Genomic DNA, 13,433 nt, shown 5'->3' with positions numbered 1-13,433 from the left:
AAAAGACGCGCTACCGCATGGTGGCGAGATTTCGCCACAGGTTGCGCAGGCTTTCGGTGCCGCCGAACAGCGTGGTGAAGTGGGTCGAGTCGATCAGCACGATGTCGCCTGCCCGGGTGCCTTCGGGCGGGAGCCAGATCAGCGCGTTGAATTCGGTGTTGCCCGCGGCCGTGAAGGGGTGCGGCCGCACCGGGTCGATCTGCTGCCGGCCCAGGACCCGCAGCGAAGCGTCCTCCGGCCGAGTCAACTCGTAGTGCGGGAGGTGCTGATGAAAATTCAGCGTCGTCACCTCCCGCAGTAGACCGAGTTCGTCGAGATCTCGAAAGCCGTTCAGCGGCACAATGTCTCGCGTGGCGTCGATCAAGGCGGGCCGCAAGCCCCAAGTGTTGTGCACCGGCACGTTTAATGCCGCCATGAGCGATCGCGTGTACGCGGTGAATCGTTGTTGACGCGGCACCAGGCGGTCGCCGTGATGTTCGTATTCGACCTGTCGTTGGGCTAGATCGTCGGTGAAGCCGACGTCGTGATGGGGCGCCAGCACGAGGCAGGTGCCTTCGCGTTGCAGCCAGCGCTTGATGGCCTCGGCTTCAGCGGAGTCGGCGTTCTGAGCGGATGCCAGATGATCGAGCCCGAACACCATGAGTGTGTCGGTGTCGGCGAGTATTCGCTCGTCGATGGGTAGGTGGTACCCGGCTTGGTCGACGCGCTGAAAAATTGCAACGGGGTGCCCGGTGAGTTCGCCGACTAATTGCTGGAAGTCCAGCGTGGAGCGGTGGAACAGTTCGAGGGTGCCGGCGATCCCTTGCAAGAAATTCGCCGCGCCGTACTCCGGTGTTTCGTAGGCCGGCCACGCGACGGTCCGCACTTCGGTGATGGTGGAGAATCGGTTTTCCATTGCCGCCGGGTCCCGTTGGGCTTCCCACGGGTAGCTCCAGGTCCAATAGATACTGACGCGCCGACGTCGGTCGCGTGGCCGGGGCGTGTGGCTCTGGTTATAAGTGCGTGCGGGTCGGCCCATGCTACGCCCCTTTAGTTGGTGAGGCCGGCAATATAGCGCAGGGCATTGAGCCCCGGCAAGAAGACATAGGCCCCGCCGCGCAGAGTGGTGAATGCCGGTAGTCCTTTGTGCACCTTGCGAATTGGACGTTTGGGCACGGTGAAATCCAGGGTGCCGTCCTGTGTTCCACAGATCGGATCGTGTTCGTTGCCGAGCTCGTGGAAAGTCTTGTCGTTGATCCAGACGTTCTGCGCGAATTCGAACTGGCGCACCAGGTTTGCGCAGATGATGAAGGCCGCGATCCCCCGGTCGACTCCGTCGTCGGGCGCGCCGTCGGGGAGTGCTGGCCCGTAGGTGGCGCCGCGGCGAATCATCCGGCGACGGTTCATATTGTGCGCTGTGTCGCGGGGATTGAGTCGGCGAGCGTGCGCACCCAGCGGACAGGCGTAGCCGAATGGGTCCATCTGACCGTAGTCGAAGTCGTTGTTGCGCATCGGGTCGGCGCCGAGCGTGGGATCGTCGTGGGTCGGAGCGAGCACCAGTGGCGCACCGCTGCGCCACCGGCCCATGAACTTCGCCGCCAGGAGTTCCTGTTCCTCGGGTGTTGCGGCATTGGCACCGAGGTATTCCCGGAAAAGTCCGACATGTTCCTGCAATCTGCGGTAGGCCATGAAGCTGCCGTTGCGTGACAACACATGCGGCTCAGGAAGATTCGCGAGGCATACCCCCTCTTCGTCTGGATAGCCCAAGATGAACTCGCCGGGTTCCAGAGGGTCGCCCGATCCGGGAGTCGGCTCCTCACCTGAGCCCTTGATCACCGGCTGGGAAAGCCGGTCGCGGAAGCCGAAGTGGTCATGAGCGTAGTCGAACGGCGGCGTGGCGTTGAGTTCGAGATGGGACAGCGAACGCACCCCAGGACACCGGGCAAGCAGGGCGTCGTGTTCGTCGATGCAGCGTCGCGACTCGGTGTCGTCACGGGCGAACAGGATGGCGATGGCGTGCAGATCCGCACTGGCCAATCCGCCGAGCCAGTGGCGCGGATGGTTGGCGCCGGTGTCGCCAAGAATGTCGGCTCGCGCTGCCATGCCCTCGCGGAACGCATCAGGGAAGGTGTCGAGTGCGTCGTGCGCAATCCCAAGCGCCCGCAACCCGGTCCAGGTGAACGCCAGGGTCACCCATCGGCGCGAGTTGTCTACCGTGGCTCGGACATCAGCCGCTGATTGAACGACGTCGAGCAGTTCGGTCAGCCACGCCCGTCCGGCGCGAGGGTCGTCGAAAGTGAGGAACTCGTAACGCCCGGTGAGCGCCGGCGTGCGTGTCAGCAGTATGTGCTGAATGTCGTCCAGTTCCAACATGTCCGCTTATCCGGCGACCTCACTGCATCTGATCGAGCATTGTCGAGAATGCGTCCTTGAGACGTAGCGCCTTCTTGATCTCGTCGGCGGTGACGTACGGATACTCGCCGTACTCCAAGAAGCTGGGAAAGTGGTGCTCCCGCACGAATTTCACGAACGATTCCGGATTTTCCTTCCAGTCCTCCGGAAATCCCTCGAGGTTAGTGAAGACGGTGTTGATTCCCGACTTGCCAAAAAGCATGACGGCGTCTTCGGTGTATTTGTCGAAATCGGTGTCGAAGATTCCTTGGTACTGGAAATGCAAACCACCGCCGACATCGAAAAGCAGCCACCGCAGGTAGTGGAGTCGCAACGGCGCGAGGAATTCGGGGTCGGCGGTGATGGCTTCTTCGATGGTCTTGCCGTGCTCCCGGATGACGTCCTCACGGCCTTCCTTCACCTTCGCGATGATGGAGAACCCGTAGCACGCGGGCGTCCGGGGAAACGCCGGCCCATACCGGCCCCGCTCGGCAACAAAATAGCCACCCTTCGGGATGGCGAGTGCGGCAGGTTGGTCCCAACGGGCATTCGCCATGTCGGCCTCTTCCGTAGTACCGATACGCGCCAAAATAACACGGGGACTGCGCATTACCTAGCGATTAACCAACATGCCAGTATCCAGTTGCCGCATCGACCCCGTTGTCACGGCAACTGGATACTGGACGCCTAAAAGCAGCTAGAACCAGACCCTTCGGCCACCCACCGGGCGCCCGACGGCCCCCAGGATCCACAACACGACGCCGACGAGCACGAGAATGCCGCCAATCGTGTAAAGGATGCTAATGCCGGTGAAATACCCGACCAACAATAGGATGATCCCCAGAATAATCATGTCGCGCCCCTTCTGTTGAACGCTGTGCAATAGCCGACCCACCTGCGGATTACCCAGCTGTGCGCGGGTCCAATCGCAATACATGACAACAGTTCTGTAAACCTAGCGGGGGCTATACCGCACCCTGGTGCCGTGCCGCGGCGCGAGCATGATGGATCGTCGCACGATCGTCTCGGGCACGGCGTCGGCGGCGGTGAACTCTCCTTCGCGCAGCAGCACGTGCAGCACGGTGATCAATTCGCGCATCGAAAACGCCGCGCCCAGACACCGTTTGACGCCGCCTCCGAACGGGACCCACGCGTACGTCTGGGGACGAACACCCAAAAACCTCTCCGGGCGGAACTGGTTCGGATGGTCGTAGACGGCGGGATTGCGGTTGATGGCGATGATATGGACAACGATCCGGGTTCCGGCGTCGACCAGATAACCTCCGATGGGGAACGGCTGCGCGGCGACTCTCGCCGTAAACGGGGCCGGCGGCCGGACCCGCAGCGTCTCGTCGATCACCGCCGTTGTGAACGCCTCCCCGCCCTCGCGGGCTTCTTCCTGCACCCTTCGCATCGCGTCGGGATGGTGCAGCAACAGGTCGAACACCCATGCCAGCGTGGTCGCGGTGGTTTCATGTCCGGCCAGCATCAAGGTGATCAGGTCGTCACGAATCTCGCTGTCGGACAGCAACTCTGCGTCCTCACCCCGCGCGCAGATGAGCAGCGCCAGGATGTCGCGCTGCTCGGCCAGCAGCGGATCGCTGCGGCGCGCAGCGATCAACGGCATGACGACGTCGTCGATCTCGCGGTTAGCCCGGGCCCGGCCGGGCCAGACCCGCAGGGTGCCCAACCGACGTAAGGCGTAGCGGACGGTCAATTGTTCGGAGACACCGAGGTTCAGCAACCGCTCGAACGGTTGCCCCAGCCGGCGCACTTCGTCGGGATCGGCGACGCCGAAGATCACCTTGACGATCACGTCGAGCATCAGGGCGCGCGCCGCGTGCAGCATCTCGAAGGGCCGGTCCACCGGCCAGTTGCGCATCGCCGCTCGGGTGGATGCCTCGATGATCGGCACGTAGCTGCTGAGCGCCGCACCGTGCAAAGGCGGGGCCAGCAGCCGGCGGCGGCGTTGATGTTCCGGCTCCTCTTGCACGAACATCGATCCGGCACCGTAGATGGCCGCGGCGGGACCGACTCCTTCGCCTCCCAGCAACACGTCGGCCGGCGCCGTGAAGACTTCCTTGGCGAGCGCTGGATCGGACACGATCGCGACGTCGCCCAGGCTGAGAATGGGCATCGTCATGATGGGCCCGTATCGGCGGATCAACCGCAGCATCCGACGCTCGCCGCCGGCGAGATATGCCACTGCGTACGCCGCCGCTGCGGCGCTTCGGAACCCGCGTGGGGCGGGTAGGCCCGGCGGTGGGCTCAGGGGCGCTGCCACGATTGTCGACACAACACGGCGCCAGCGCCTGGGTCAATGACGACCTCAGATGCAATCGGCGCAGATCTGCCGCCCGCCGCTGGACATCCGCAGCCTGTTGCGGTGCTGAACCAGGAAACAGCTCGAGCAAGTGAACTCGTCGGAGCGCTGCGGGATGACCACCACCGACAGTTCTTCACCCGACAGGTCCGCACCCGGAAGTTCAAAGAAGGGAGCGTCATTGAGGTCATCGTCGACGACGGCAGTGGCGAGCTTCGGCATCGGGCCCAGCTCGCTCAACGGGGATCCGTCGGCTGCGTCAGCCTCGGTCACTCGGCGTGCGTCGTAATCGCTGATGGTAGGCATGGCATTCCCTCCTGCTGTGACCGGGCTTCGCGACCCCTTGGCGGTCGCCCGTTGGCACAGGCAGTACCCCGTTCGAAACCAGCTCACACCCGCGCGCGGGAAAATCTACGCATCTGCTAATAGCGGCCCGGCCAGCCGCCGGCGTAGGGGGCTACCGGCGTGGTCCGCGCGGCACTGCGTTGCCGGCGAAAGGCGTTCCGCTGATTGTGCGAAACCCAGGCCAAGCCGAACCAGGGCGACGCGATGGCAAGCACCAGAGCTACTCCGGCCAACAGGTCGTGCCCGGTGGCCATCGCCATCAGCCCGATGGCCAATCCAACCGTCCAGACGCCGGCGGACAGCACGCCGGGAATGCTGACCGTCCGCTCGTCCTGCTCGCCTGCCACCGCGCGGCCAGCAGCCACGGTGTCCGTTCCGATGTAAACCATGCCCGCTCCTGGTGATCGCGATAACAAATTATGGTTACTATATCCTATAGATATAGTTGCTGCGGCATCACTTTTGGCCGGTTTGACCGATGCCTATTGAGTTGCCGCAGAGCGGGTACTAGTCGTCTGTGAGTAAAACGGCCGTCCTTGTCATCGACATGTTCAACGACTACGACCATCCCGACGCAGAACCGTTGGCAGACAACGTCGCAGATATCATCGACCCCCTGGTCGGGCTGATCGACAAGGCGAAGTCCCACGACGGTGTCGATCTCATCTATGTCAACGACAACCACGGTGACTTCACCGCCGACCACCGCGCGATCATCAACAGCGCGCTGGAGGGCAAGCGGCCCGAGTTGGTCAAACCGTTGATTCCTGAACCCGGCGCCAGGATCGTCACCAAGGTGCGTCATAGCGTGTTCTATTCGACCGCTTTGGACTATCTGCTGCATCGGCTCGAGACCGAGCGGATCGTGCTGGCCGGGCAGGTCACCGAGCAGTGCATCCTCTACAGCGCCCTCGACGGTTACCTCCGCCACTACGACGTCGTGGTTCCACGCGATGCGGTCGCCCATATCGACAGCGAGTTGGGTGCTGCGGCGCTGAAGATGATGGAAAGCAACATGAGCGCCGAATTACTGCCCGCCGACCGCTGCCTGCCATAACCCACGCAGCACAACGACCTGATCCAGGAAAGGTATCCAATGTTTGGCCCTGATGCCGAAAAGGCCGAGTCCGACGTCGAATCCGAGGACCACGAGTCCAAATCACGCGCCGGTCGCGAGTCTGACGGCAACTACGTGGGGCGCACCGCCTCAGATGACGACTTCGATGCCGGGGAGACCGGCGCGGAAGCCCGCAGCCAGGACGGCTGAGTCACCGGTGTAGATCGACCACGAGCGGTCGGTGGTCGGAAATGGGCATTAACTCCGCCGTCGCGGCACCCGAGCGGAGTTCGCGGTCGTCGGTGAGAATGTGGTCGAGTTGACGATCGGGTGCGGGCGCGGGAAACGTTGTCGCCGACGCCAGTGGTCGCATGCCCGACCAACGGTGCACGACTGACGGCGGGAGGTTGAGATCTCCCATCAACAGCCGCGGGCCGGGGAGGCCGCGCAGGTCTCGGACGAGCCGCCGCAGTTGTCGACGGTTCCACCCCGGCACGAATGACAGGTGGGTGTTGGCCACGGTCATTACCCCCAGCGGGGTCTGCAACCGAGCTATGACCGCCGCGCGCGGTTCCTCGTTGACCATCATCACTTTGTTGGGTCCCGGCAGGTACATCGGGAAGCGGATTGGAATGCGCGGGAACCGTACTACCTGCCAGCTGGTTGCCGGATACCGCGACAGCAGCGCGATTCCGTACGCGGCGGTGCCGGGTTGTTCGCGGCCGGTGGCGGCCATCCACGTCGCGCCGGGGGTGCCGGCGATGGCCGCCACGAAGCGGTGCTCAACGGCGTTCATCGCCTCGGCGGCCGCGGCGGTCAGATCCGCCCTTCCGGATCGGGGCTGGTCGAAGTCCACCTCTTGGAGGGCGAGCACGTCGGGGTCGAGGCGATGCACGCACTCCCGCAGGAGCTCCAGGTCCACCCCGTCGCCGACCGTGCGGCCGTGCAGGATGTTGAAGGTAGCGACCCTCAACTGCTGCGCCGCCCGGCCAGCCGTCCGAGTTCGGCCAGGTCACGCTCGGCGTGACTTTGGCGTATGTAGATGGTCAGATCGGCGACCCGCTGGGCGTGCCGCCCGTCCTCACAAAGGGGTCCCGGTCCCAGCGCGCGGCCGGTGCGAGTGATCGCCTCGTCGACGGCGTGTTCCACCACCGCTCGCACCCGCCGGGCCAACAGTTGGGCGCTACCCGCCCGGTCGAACGGGTCCGCGTCGACTTGTGCCGCCGCTACGGCCAGCATCGCCTCGCCCGCGGCCAGCGCGGCATCCACCGCACCCAGGTGCGCCAGCGCGTACGCGTCGGCCGATTCGCTACTCGCGCAGCGATACAGCGGGTCGGCGACCCTGCGGGCGCCGCCCAACCAACAGGCGGCCACGCCGATCGCACCGTGCCAGAAACCGGCGCGGGTCAGGTAGTCGCCCGGCTCGCCGACCAGGATGGCGTGCACATTGTTGAACTGCACCGAGCGGGTGTCACTGCCGGCCATGCCGGGGTTCCACCAGGTGCTGGGCAGCGGTTTGACGCCGGGATCGGTCAGGGTGACCGCGAACAGTCCGAGTTCGCCGTCTTCGATGACGGCTGTCACCAGGGCGTTCGAGCAGAACCCGGCCCCCGAGCACCACACCTTGACGCCGTTGAGAACGAATTCGTCGCCTGCGATGTTCACTGCATTAAGCACCGCGTCCGGAGCCTCGGCCGCCCAGACACTCCACAACTGATTGGCTTCCGGTGGCTTGCCACCCAGCTCGTGCAGGATCGCGACCGCATCGACGTGGGCTTCGGCGATACGAGCGGCCGCGATGTCGTCCTCGGCCAGGCGCGCGAGGCGTTGCCACCGTTCGGCGGTGTAGCCGGACGCTGGCAACGGCAACTCCAGCCGCCCAGACTCCAGCCAGTGCTGCACCAGTCCAGCAGTCATCGCGGCCTCGCCTCACGCGACGTTGCGGTTGACATATAAGAAAACTTTCCCGTTCAACCTCCGATTAAACGGTTGTGGAGGACACAGCGGCCGACAGGTTGCACCCAGGATCAGCGGGGGTATGCCCTAGCAACGATGGCCTCAACGACGGATCCGCACTGCACCGAGCTGCGCGAGGCGCTGCGCTCGGCGGCGTCGGCCCTCAAGGAGCACGGGCCGCCGTTCGCTCTTGCCGGCAGCTACGCCCTGTGGGCCTATGGCGCGCCGGAGCCCACCCACGACGTCGACTTCGTTGTCGCCGAGTCCGATGTATCGGCCGCCGCCACCGTGCTGGGTAAGGCCGGTTTCACCATTGAGCGGCCTCCCGAAGACTGGCTGTTCAAGGCCCACCTCGGTGAAGTCGTGGTTGACGTGTTGCATCGGGTCAATGGTCAAGTCGTCGAGCCGGCGGTGTTGGACGTCGCCGAAGAACGCGTGGTGCTTGCCGTGCCGATGCCGGTGCTGCCCCCCACGACGGTGTTCATCCAGAAGCTGCGTGCCCTAACCGAGCATTACTGCGACTTCACCAAGCTGATTCCGGCCGCACGGGCGATCCGGGAGCAGCTGGACTGGGATCAGATCGAGGAAGACACCGCGGACAACGACTTCGCTGCGGCGTTTCTGGTGCTGGCGAGTCGCTTGGGTCTGCGCGAGTAAAACCGGCCGACCCCGGGTACCTCAGACAACCATGGATTCACTGCCAAGCCGCGACGACGACCTCGAGGAGGTCGTCGACCAGATGCAGAAAAACGTCACCGACGAGCGCCGGGAGGAGAATGTACCCGGCAACGCCACCGAGCGTGAGCAGGCTCCGGTCCGGGACCCCGAACCGGAGCAGGAGCCGCCGGACTGACGGAGGCCTAGTGGTTGCGCAGCTTGGCGACCAGCTTGTCCTTGGTCAGGCTTGAATAACCGGACATGCCAAGCTCTTTGGCGCGCTTTTTCAGATCTGTGACCGTCCAGTCCTCGTAGGAACCGGACTTGCCGCCCTTGCGGCTGACCTTTGATTTCCCCTGCCCGGCGGCCGCGTTCGAGATGCGCGCGGCTTTCTCCTTGGAGTCACCCTTTTTCCGCAGGTCTTTGTAGAGCTTTTCGTTCTTGATCGACGAATTCGGCACGACGGCCACCTCCTATGCCTGATGCAACGCCGTAATTTGAGTGCCCCGATCGACGCACATCAAACGCGCGAGCAGACGCAATCTAAACGGCCTCGCCAGTCGGTGAAAGGACCTGCCAGACAGGCCCTTTGATCCGATCCGCGATGAAGCGTCCGGCCAGGGTGGTCACCGCATCGGTCGCCCGGGCCGCGAAGCCGGGCCTGCCGTCGCAATTCAGTGCGTCGAGCGCCTGCCGCGCGAGCTCGGACGGAAGGTGGCACCGGCTTCCGCCCGAGGGCCGTGGCAACGACGTGATGACCTTGACCCCGGCATCGCGTACCTCTTGCTGCAGGATCTCGCCAAACGCCTCCAAGAACGCCGAACTCGCCGCGTAGACCGCGGCCCCGAGCCCGGGGCCACTGTCCTCTGGCGACGCGGTCAGCAGTACGCCGCCACGGCCATACGTTGCCATGCGCTCCGCCTGCAATCGAGCCAGCGACATCGTGCCGCGGACACTGCTATCCACCAGATCCAACGCGCCATCCAGGCTGCCGTCCAGGCACATGGCGTCGTTCACCGAGGCGGCCAGCGCCGCCACCGTCACCGGGCGGCCATCCGACACCACCCGGCGATGCAGCAACTGCGCGTTGTCCGCGCAACACAACGAGACCTGCTCGGCCTGCACGTCGGTGCCGAATACCGTGAGTGCGGCTGCGGCAGTGTGGATTTCGTCATAGCCGTCGGCAATGATCAGGTCGTAGCCCCGCCTGGCGAACTGTTTCGCCAGTGCAAATCCCACCCCGCAACTGGCACCGGTGATCAAAGCCAACTCTGTTGTCATGTTAATGGTCCTTTTCCCTTTGCCCGCAGACGCGTGCTACCCGAGGTCCCCCGAGCCAAACAATCTCTTCGCTCAACGGCTATTGCGAGCAGCGGCTGCAGATCGAGCCGACGGGCCGTTTTATCCCCCATCAACCGGGAACCCCTGCAACGCGATGCGCCGCGGCCGGCTCGGCCGCAGCGTGGAAGTAGAGAAGAACGGATGGGAAAAGCGATGAGCGACAGCAACAGTGGACCCGAATCAGGTGTGAAGGGCGTCGCCGAGGGTGTGAAGGGCAAGGCCAAGGAGGCTTTTGGCACCGTCACCGGCAGCGACGACATGAAGAACGAGGGCCGGGCGCAACAGGACAAGGCGGACGCCCAGCGTGATGTCGCCAAGAAGGAGGCGGAAGCCGAATCCGCTCGCGGCGGCGCCGAAGCGGCCGAAGAACGGCAAAAAGAGAACCAGTAGTTCAATCCTCCTGTGCTGCGGTCCCCGTCATCAGGCGGGGACCGCAGTTCTGTTCAGAAGCCCGACGGCACGCCGTTACCCAGGTAGCAGAGGCCCACCGAGCGCACAGCCGCGGGGTCCAACACGTTTCGGGTGTCCAGCACCAAGGCCGAGGGCGCCTCGCGTGCGATTGCCTCCCAATCCAGATCGCGAAATTGGGACCATTCGGTCAACAGCAGGATCGCCTCGGCCGCCTTTGCGGCACGGTACGGCTCGTCGACGGCCGTCACCCGGGCCCACTGCAGAATCGCCGGATCGATGTTGCACAACTGGGGGTCGTAACCCAGCACAAGCGCGCCGGCCCCGGCGAGTTCCCGGCACGCAGCCAAGGCCGGTGAATCCCTGGTGTCGCTGGTGTGGGCTTTGAAGGTCAGACCCAGCGCCGTGATGCGGCAACCGGTGAGCGGGCGACGCAACTGCCGACGCAGGGTTGCGGCGATGCGGGCGGCCTGGGCGGCATTGGTCGAGCGTGCGGCCTCGATTTCGGCGAGCCGCAAATCGTGCTGCCGTGCGGTATGAACCAACGCCGCGGTGTCTTTTGGCAGGCAGGATCCACCCCATCCCGGCCCAGGTGACAGAAACTCCGATCCGATCCGGCGGTCGGCGCCCATGCAGCGGGTGACGTCGTTGATATCGGCGCCGACCTGCGCACACAGCGCGGCCAGCGAGTTGGTGTAGGAGAGCTTGACCGCCAGGAAGGCATTGCTGGCATACTTCGCCAGCTCGGCGCTCTCCGGCGACATCCGCAGCACCGGCTGGGCGGTAATGCCGTAGGCGTGCCGTACCAGTTGCGCGGCGGCATCGTCGTGGGTGCCAATCACCAGGCGATCCGGGTGGTGAAAATCGTGGATGGCCCTGCCTTCGCGCAGGAATTCCGGGGTGGATACGACGCGGATTGCTTTGGCAAGCAAACGCTCTGCCACGTCGGATGTGGTGCCTACCGGCACCGTGGACTTCATTGCCAGCACCGCACCCGGACTCAGAACTTCGCCGAGGCGGTCCACCACCGAGCGCACCGCACCGACGTCGGCCTGCCCGTCCGCGCCGGTGGGCGTGGGCACGCAGACGAAGACGACCTCACGGTCGGCAAGGTCGGCGACATCGACACTGAACTTCAGCAGCCCGCCGGCGAGGCCGTCGCGCAACAGCTTTGGCAGCTCCGGTTCGTCGATCACCGGCGTTCCGGCCCTCAACTTCCGAACCCGCTCCGGGTCGATATCCACGGCGACCGTGCTCAATCCACGCGCCGCCATGCAGACGGCGGTGGTAAGTCCGACGTAGCCGACCCCGACCACTCCGATGCGGGGTGTGCTGGTCATGCGGCCTCGCTCAGGAGTTCGCGGCTGGCCGATAGCACCAGCGGCACCGTGATCAGCAGCAGGTTCTGCGCCGGCGTTTCGGCGTGCGGATCTCCCACTCCCCCCGCCCACAGCGCGACGTGGGGCGCCGGGCCGCGCGGACCCCAGGCACCGGGGGCGGTGGGACCGAACAGCACCACCGACGCGGTGCCGGTAGCGGCGGCCAGATGGCCGACGCCGGTGTCACCGCAGATCACCAACCGACTGTCATGGACGAGCGCGGTCAGGGCGGGCAGATCCAGCCCGCCTGCCAGCACCGCGGTGCGGGGCAAACCGGCGGCACGCGCAACCCGCCCGGCGAGGTCGGACTCACCCGCCGAACCGGTGACCACCACGTCGTGACCGTCGCGGCTCAGCGCCGCTGCGACGGCGGCGAACCGCTCTACCGGCCATTGCCGCGCCGCGGCCGATGCCCCGGGATGGATCACCACCGCCCCGCTACGGCCCGACTCGACCCGCGGGCGCGGCAGCAGCACATCGGTCGGATCGCAGGAGATGTTGGCCCAGCCCAGCAATGCGCACCAGCGGTCGACCTCGTGCAGGTCGGCACGCCACGGCGGGCCCGGCAAGTCGGGGTGGTGCGGGTGGGCATGCGTGATCACCTCGCTGGGCCGCCATGCCAGCACGTGGTCGATGCTCTGCGGTCCGCAGCCGTGCAGATTCACTGCGAGCGACGGGGGCGCCGTCCGGATGCGCCGGTCACCGAGGCAGGCGGTGGGCAGCAGGTCGTCGACCGCCCCGGTGAGCAGCGCCAGCTCGCGGTATTGGGCGGGCGCGGCGAGGACGATCCGGGCGGCGGGGTAGTGACGTCGCAGCCCCCGCAGCGCGGGTACCGCCGTCACCAAATCGCCCAGGCCGAGTGCTCGCAGCACCAGCAGGGTGTCCTGCGTTACGGCCACGAAGCCTCCGTGGAGGCGCAAACCACCATCTCGCGAACCTCGCATCCGACCGGCTGGGACAACGCGAACACCACCGTCTGGGCTACGTCCTCGGGGCGGTTGAGCTTGGCATCGGCCGGCGGCTTGTACTGGTCGCTGCGTCCATCGAAGAACGGGGTGTGCATTCCCCCCGGGATGAGCAGGGTGACGCCGACTTGTCCGGCAAGTTCGGCGGCCAGCGCGCGGGTGAAGCCGACGACGCCGAATTTCGACGCGCAGTAGGCGGTGGCGTCGCTGACCGCTTTGATGCCCAGGGTGGAGGCGCACGTGACGATCCGTCCTTGAGTGGCTTTGACATACGGCAGGGCGGCACGAATGACGGCGGCGGTACCGACCAGGTTCACGGCGACGACCTGCTCCCACTCCTTGGCCGGCACCTGCTCGAGGGTGCCGCAGGAGTCGATGCCGGCCGCGGTGAAAACGCCGGTGATACGCCCGTCTACGGTGGCGGCCAGCGAGTGCACCGCCTCCTCGACCGCCGCGGTATCGGCCAGATCGCAAGCCGCATAAGGGAACTCACCGGCCGGGGGTTGCTTATCGAGGATCAACGGCAGCCCCCCGCGCTGCGCCACGGCGGCCACGGTGCTGGCGCCGAGGCCAGAGGAGCCGCCGGTGATCAGGACACCGCCGAGCGCTGGCGATTGTGAATCGGTTTGCAT

At 65.4% G+C, this 13,433-nt stretch carries 19 protein-coding genes; 5 read left to right on the top strand and 14 right to left on the bottom strand.

The window, feature by feature from the left end:
- Positions 1 to 10: 10 nt before the first annotated feature.
- From BN972_RS23030 to BN972_RS27850, 7 genes are all read right to left on the bottom strand, one after another.
- On the bottom strand, positions 11 to 1,018 hold the full coding sequence (locus tag BN972_RS23030; protein WP_036362913.1) for a hypothetical protein: 1,008 nt from the start codon (positions 1,016 to 1,018) through the stop codon (positions 11 to 13).
- 11 nt (positions 1,019 to 1,029) lie between these two features.
- Positions 1,030 to 2,352, bottom strand: coding sequence for a Dyp-type peroxidase (locus BN972_RS23025; RefSeq protein ID WP_036362910.1), 1,323 nt, complete (start codon positions 2,350 to 2,352; stop codon positions 1,030 to 1,032).
- Positions 2,353 to 2,371: 19 nt separating this feature from the next.
- Positions 2,372 to 2,926, bottom strand: coding sequence for a hypothetical protein (locus BN972_RS23020; protein WP_036362907.1), 555 nt, complete (start codon positions 2,924 to 2,926; stop codon positions 2,372 to 2,374).
- 141 nt (positions 2,927 to 3,067) lie between these two features.
- Entirely contained in the window at positions 3,068 to 3,223 is a 156-nt protein-coding gene (locus BN972_RS23015) for a hypothetical protein (protein ID WP_099051209.1), read from the bottom strand.
- A gap of 102 nt (positions 3,224 to 3,325) precedes the next feature.
- On the bottom strand, positions 3,326 to 4,666 hold the full coding sequence (locus BN972_RS23010; protein WP_099051177.1) for a cytochrome P450: 1,341 nt from the start codon (positions 4,664 to 4,666) through the stop codon (positions 3,326 to 3,328).
- 33 nt (positions 4,667 to 4,699) lie between these two features.
- Positions 4,700 to 4,999 carry a DUF4193 domain-containing protein gene (locus tag BN972_RS23005; RefSeq protein ID WP_036362899.1) on the bottom strand — a complete coding sequence of 100 codons (300 nt, stop codon included), beginning with the start codon at positions 4,997 to 4,999 and terminating at the stop codon, positions 4,700 to 4,702.
- A gap of 116 nt (positions 5,000 to 5,115) precedes the next feature.
- The gene (locus tag BN972_RS27850) at positions 5,116 to 5,427 is read right to left on the bottom strand and encodes a hypothetical protein (protein ID WP_051545735.1); all 312 of its coding nucleotides are present in this window, start codon (positions 5,425 to 5,427) and stop codon (positions 5,116 to 5,118) included.
- 128 nt (positions 5,428 to 5,555) lie between these two features.
- On the opposite strand from BN972_RS27850, the gene BN972_RS22995 reads away from it, so the two are divergent.
- The gene (locus tag BN972_RS22995; RefSeq protein ID WP_036362896.1) at positions 5,556 to 6,095 is read left to right on the top strand and encodes a cysteine hydrolase family protein; all 540 of its coding nucleotides are present in this window, start codon (positions 5,556 to 5,558) and stop codon (positions 6,093 to 6,095) included.
- Positions 6,096 to 6,134: 39 nt separating this feature from the next.
- Positions 6,135 to 6,305: a hypothetical protein gene (locus BN972_RS29835; RefSeq protein ID WP_099051176.1), complete on the top strand. Its 171-nt coding sequence runs from the start codon at positions 6,135 to 6,137 to the stop codon at positions 6,303 to 6,305.
- Position 6,306: 1 nt separating this feature from the next.
- Here BN972_RS29835 and BN972_RS22990 read toward each other — a convergent pair whose 3' ends face one another.
- Both BN972_RS22990 and BN972_RS22985 read right to left on the bottom strand, forming a co-directional pair.
- On the bottom strand, positions 6,307 to 7,068 hold the full coding sequence (locus BN972_RS22990; protein ID WP_036362893.1) for an endonuclease/exonuclease/phosphatase family protein: 762 nt from the start codon (positions 7,066 to 7,068) through the stop codon (positions 6,307 to 6,309).
- Entirely contained in the window at positions 7,065 to 8,012 is a 948-nt protein-coding gene (locus BN972_RS22985) for an acyl-CoA dehydrogenase family protein (protein ID WP_036362890.1), read from the bottom strand. Before BN972_RS22985 ends, BN972_RS22990 begins: the two co-directional genes overlap by 4 nt.
- 135 nt (positions 8,013 to 8,147) lie before the next feature.
- Here BN972_RS22985 and BN972_RS22980 point away from each other — a divergent pair, with 135 nt between their 5' ends.
- Entirely contained in the window at positions 8,148 to 8,708 is a 561-nt protein-coding gene (locus BN972_RS22980; protein WP_036362886.1) for a nucleotidyltransferase, read from the top strand.
- 31 nt (positions 8,709 to 8,739) lie between these two features.
- Positions 8,740 to 8,904, top strand: coding sequence for a hypothetical protein (locus BN972_RS29830; RefSeq protein WP_167659595.1), 165 nt, complete (start codon positions 8,740 to 8,742; stop codon positions 8,902 to 8,904).
- 7 nt (positions 8,905 to 8,911) lie between these two features.
- Here BN972_RS29830 and BN972_RS22975 read toward each other — a convergent pair whose 3' ends face one another.
- Positions 8,912 to 9,169, bottom strand: a complete 258-nt coding sequence (locus tag BN972_RS22975) for a DUF7218 family protein (RefSeq protein ID WP_036363799.1) — start codon at positions 9,167 to 9,169, stop codon at positions 8,912 to 8,914.
- 82 nt (positions 9,170 to 9,251) lie between these two features.
- The gene (locus BN972_RS22970; protein WP_080697102.1) at positions 9,252 to 9,989 is read right to left on the bottom strand and encodes an SDR family NAD(P)-dependent oxidoreductase; all 738 of its coding nucleotides are present in this window, start codon (positions 9,987 to 9,989) and stop codon (positions 9,252 to 9,254) included.
- A gap of 213 nt (positions 9,990 to 10,202) precedes the next feature.
- Here BN972_RS22970 and mbp1 point away from each other — a divergent pair, with 213 nt between their 5' ends.
- On the top strand, positions 10,203 to 10,439 hold the full coding sequence (gene mbp1, locus BN972_RS22965; protein ID WP_036363793.1) for a microaggregate-binding protein 1: 237 nt from the start codon (positions 10,203 to 10,205) through the stop codon (positions 10,437 to 10,439).
- A gap of 53 nt (positions 10,440 to 10,492) precedes the next feature.
- Here the strand turns inward: mbp1 and BN972_RS22960 are convergent, their stop codons facing one another.
- The 3 genes from BN972_RS22960 to BN972_RS22950 are packed head-to-tail and all read right to left on the bottom strand — an operon-like array spanning position 10,493 to position 13,433.
- The gene (locus BN972_RS22960) at positions 10,493 to 11,797 is read right to left on the bottom strand and encodes a UDP-glucose dehydrogenase family protein (protein WP_036362883.1); all 1,305 of its coding nucleotides are present in this window, start codon (positions 11,795 to 11,797) and stop codon (positions 10,493 to 10,495) included.
- Positions 11,794 to 12,735, bottom strand: a complete 942-nt coding sequence (locus BN972_RS22955; protein ID WP_036362880.1) for a glycosyltransferase family 9 protein — start codon at positions 12,733 to 12,735, stop codon at positions 11,794 to 11,796. The genes BN972_RS22960 and BN972_RS22955 overlap by 4 nt, the downstream gene beginning before the upstream one ends.
- A complete protein-coding gene (locus BN972_RS22950) occupies positions 12,726 to 13,433 on the bottom strand; it encodes an SDR family oxidoreductase (protein ID WP_036362877.1) in 708 nt (235 codons plus the stop codon). The genes BN972_RS22955 and BN972_RS22950 overlap by 10 nt, the downstream gene beginning before the upstream one ends.

Source organism: Mycobacterium asiaticum DSM 44297 (genome assembly GCF_000613245.1).
Classification (GTDB): domain Bacteria; phylum Actinomycetota; class Actinomycetes; order Mycobacteriales; family Mycobacteriaceae; genus Mycobacterium; species Mycobacterium asiaticum.
This window is presented reverse-complemented; position numbering and strand designations above follow the sequence as displayed.

Bases quoted from the DNA above. Each gene is read 5' to 3' on its own strand.
- BN972_RS29830 (WP_167659595.1), top strand. From the start codon at position 8,740: ATGGATTCACTGCCAAGCCGCGACGACGACCTCGAGGAGGTCGTCGAC.
- BN972_RS22950 (WP_036362877.1), bottom strand. From the start codon at position 13,433: ATGCAAACCGATTCACAATCGCCAGCGCTCGGCGGTGTCCTGATCACC.
- BN972_RS22980 (WP_036362886.1), top strand. From the start codon at position 8,148: ATGGCCTCAACGACGGATCCGCACTGCACCGAGCTGCGCGAGGCGCTG.
- BN972_RS22970 (WP_080697102.1), bottom strand. From the start codon at position 9,989: ATGACAACAGAGTTGGCTTTGATCACCGGTGCCAGTTGCGGGGTGGGA.
- BN972_RS23015 (WP_099051209.1), bottom strand. From the start codon at position 3,223: ATGATTATTCTGGGGATCATCCTATTGTTGGTCGGGTATTTCACCGGC.
- BN972_RS23005 (WP_036362899.1), bottom strand. From the start codon at position 4,999: ATGCCTACCATCAGCGATTACGACGCACGCCGAGTGACCGAGGCTGAC.
- BN972_RS29835 (WP_099051176.1), top strand. From the start codon at position 6,135: ATGTTTGGCCCTGATGCCGAAAAGGCCGAGTCCGACGTCGAATCCGAG.
- BN972_RS22960 (WP_036362883.1), bottom strand. From the start codon at position 11,797: ATGACCAGCACACCCCGCATCGGAGTGGTCGGGGTCGGCTACGTCGGA.
- BN972_RS22985 (WP_036362890.1), bottom strand. From the start codon at position 8,012: ATGACTGCTGGACTGGTGCAGCACTGGCTGGAGTCTGGGCGGCTGGAG.
- BN972_RS23020 (WP_036362907.1), bottom strand. From the start codon at position 2,926: ATGGCGAATGCCCGTTGGGACCAACCTGCCGCACTCGCCATCCCGAAG.
- BN972_RS23025 (WP_036362910.1), bottom strand. From the start codon at position 2,352: ATGTTGGAACTGGACGACATTCAGCACATACTGCTGACACGCACGCCG.
- BN972_RS23030 (WP_036362913.1), bottom strand. From the start codon at position 1,018: ATGGGCCGACCCGCACGCACTTATAACCAGAGCCACACGCCCCGGCCA.
- mbp1 (WP_036363793.1), top strand. From the start codon at position 10,203: ATGAGCGACAGCAACAGTGGACCCGAATCAGGTGTGAAGGGCGTCGCC.
- BN972_RS27850 (WP_051545735.1), bottom strand. From the start codon at position 5,427: ATGGTTTACATCGGAACGGACACCGTGGCTGCTGGCCGCGCGGTGGCA.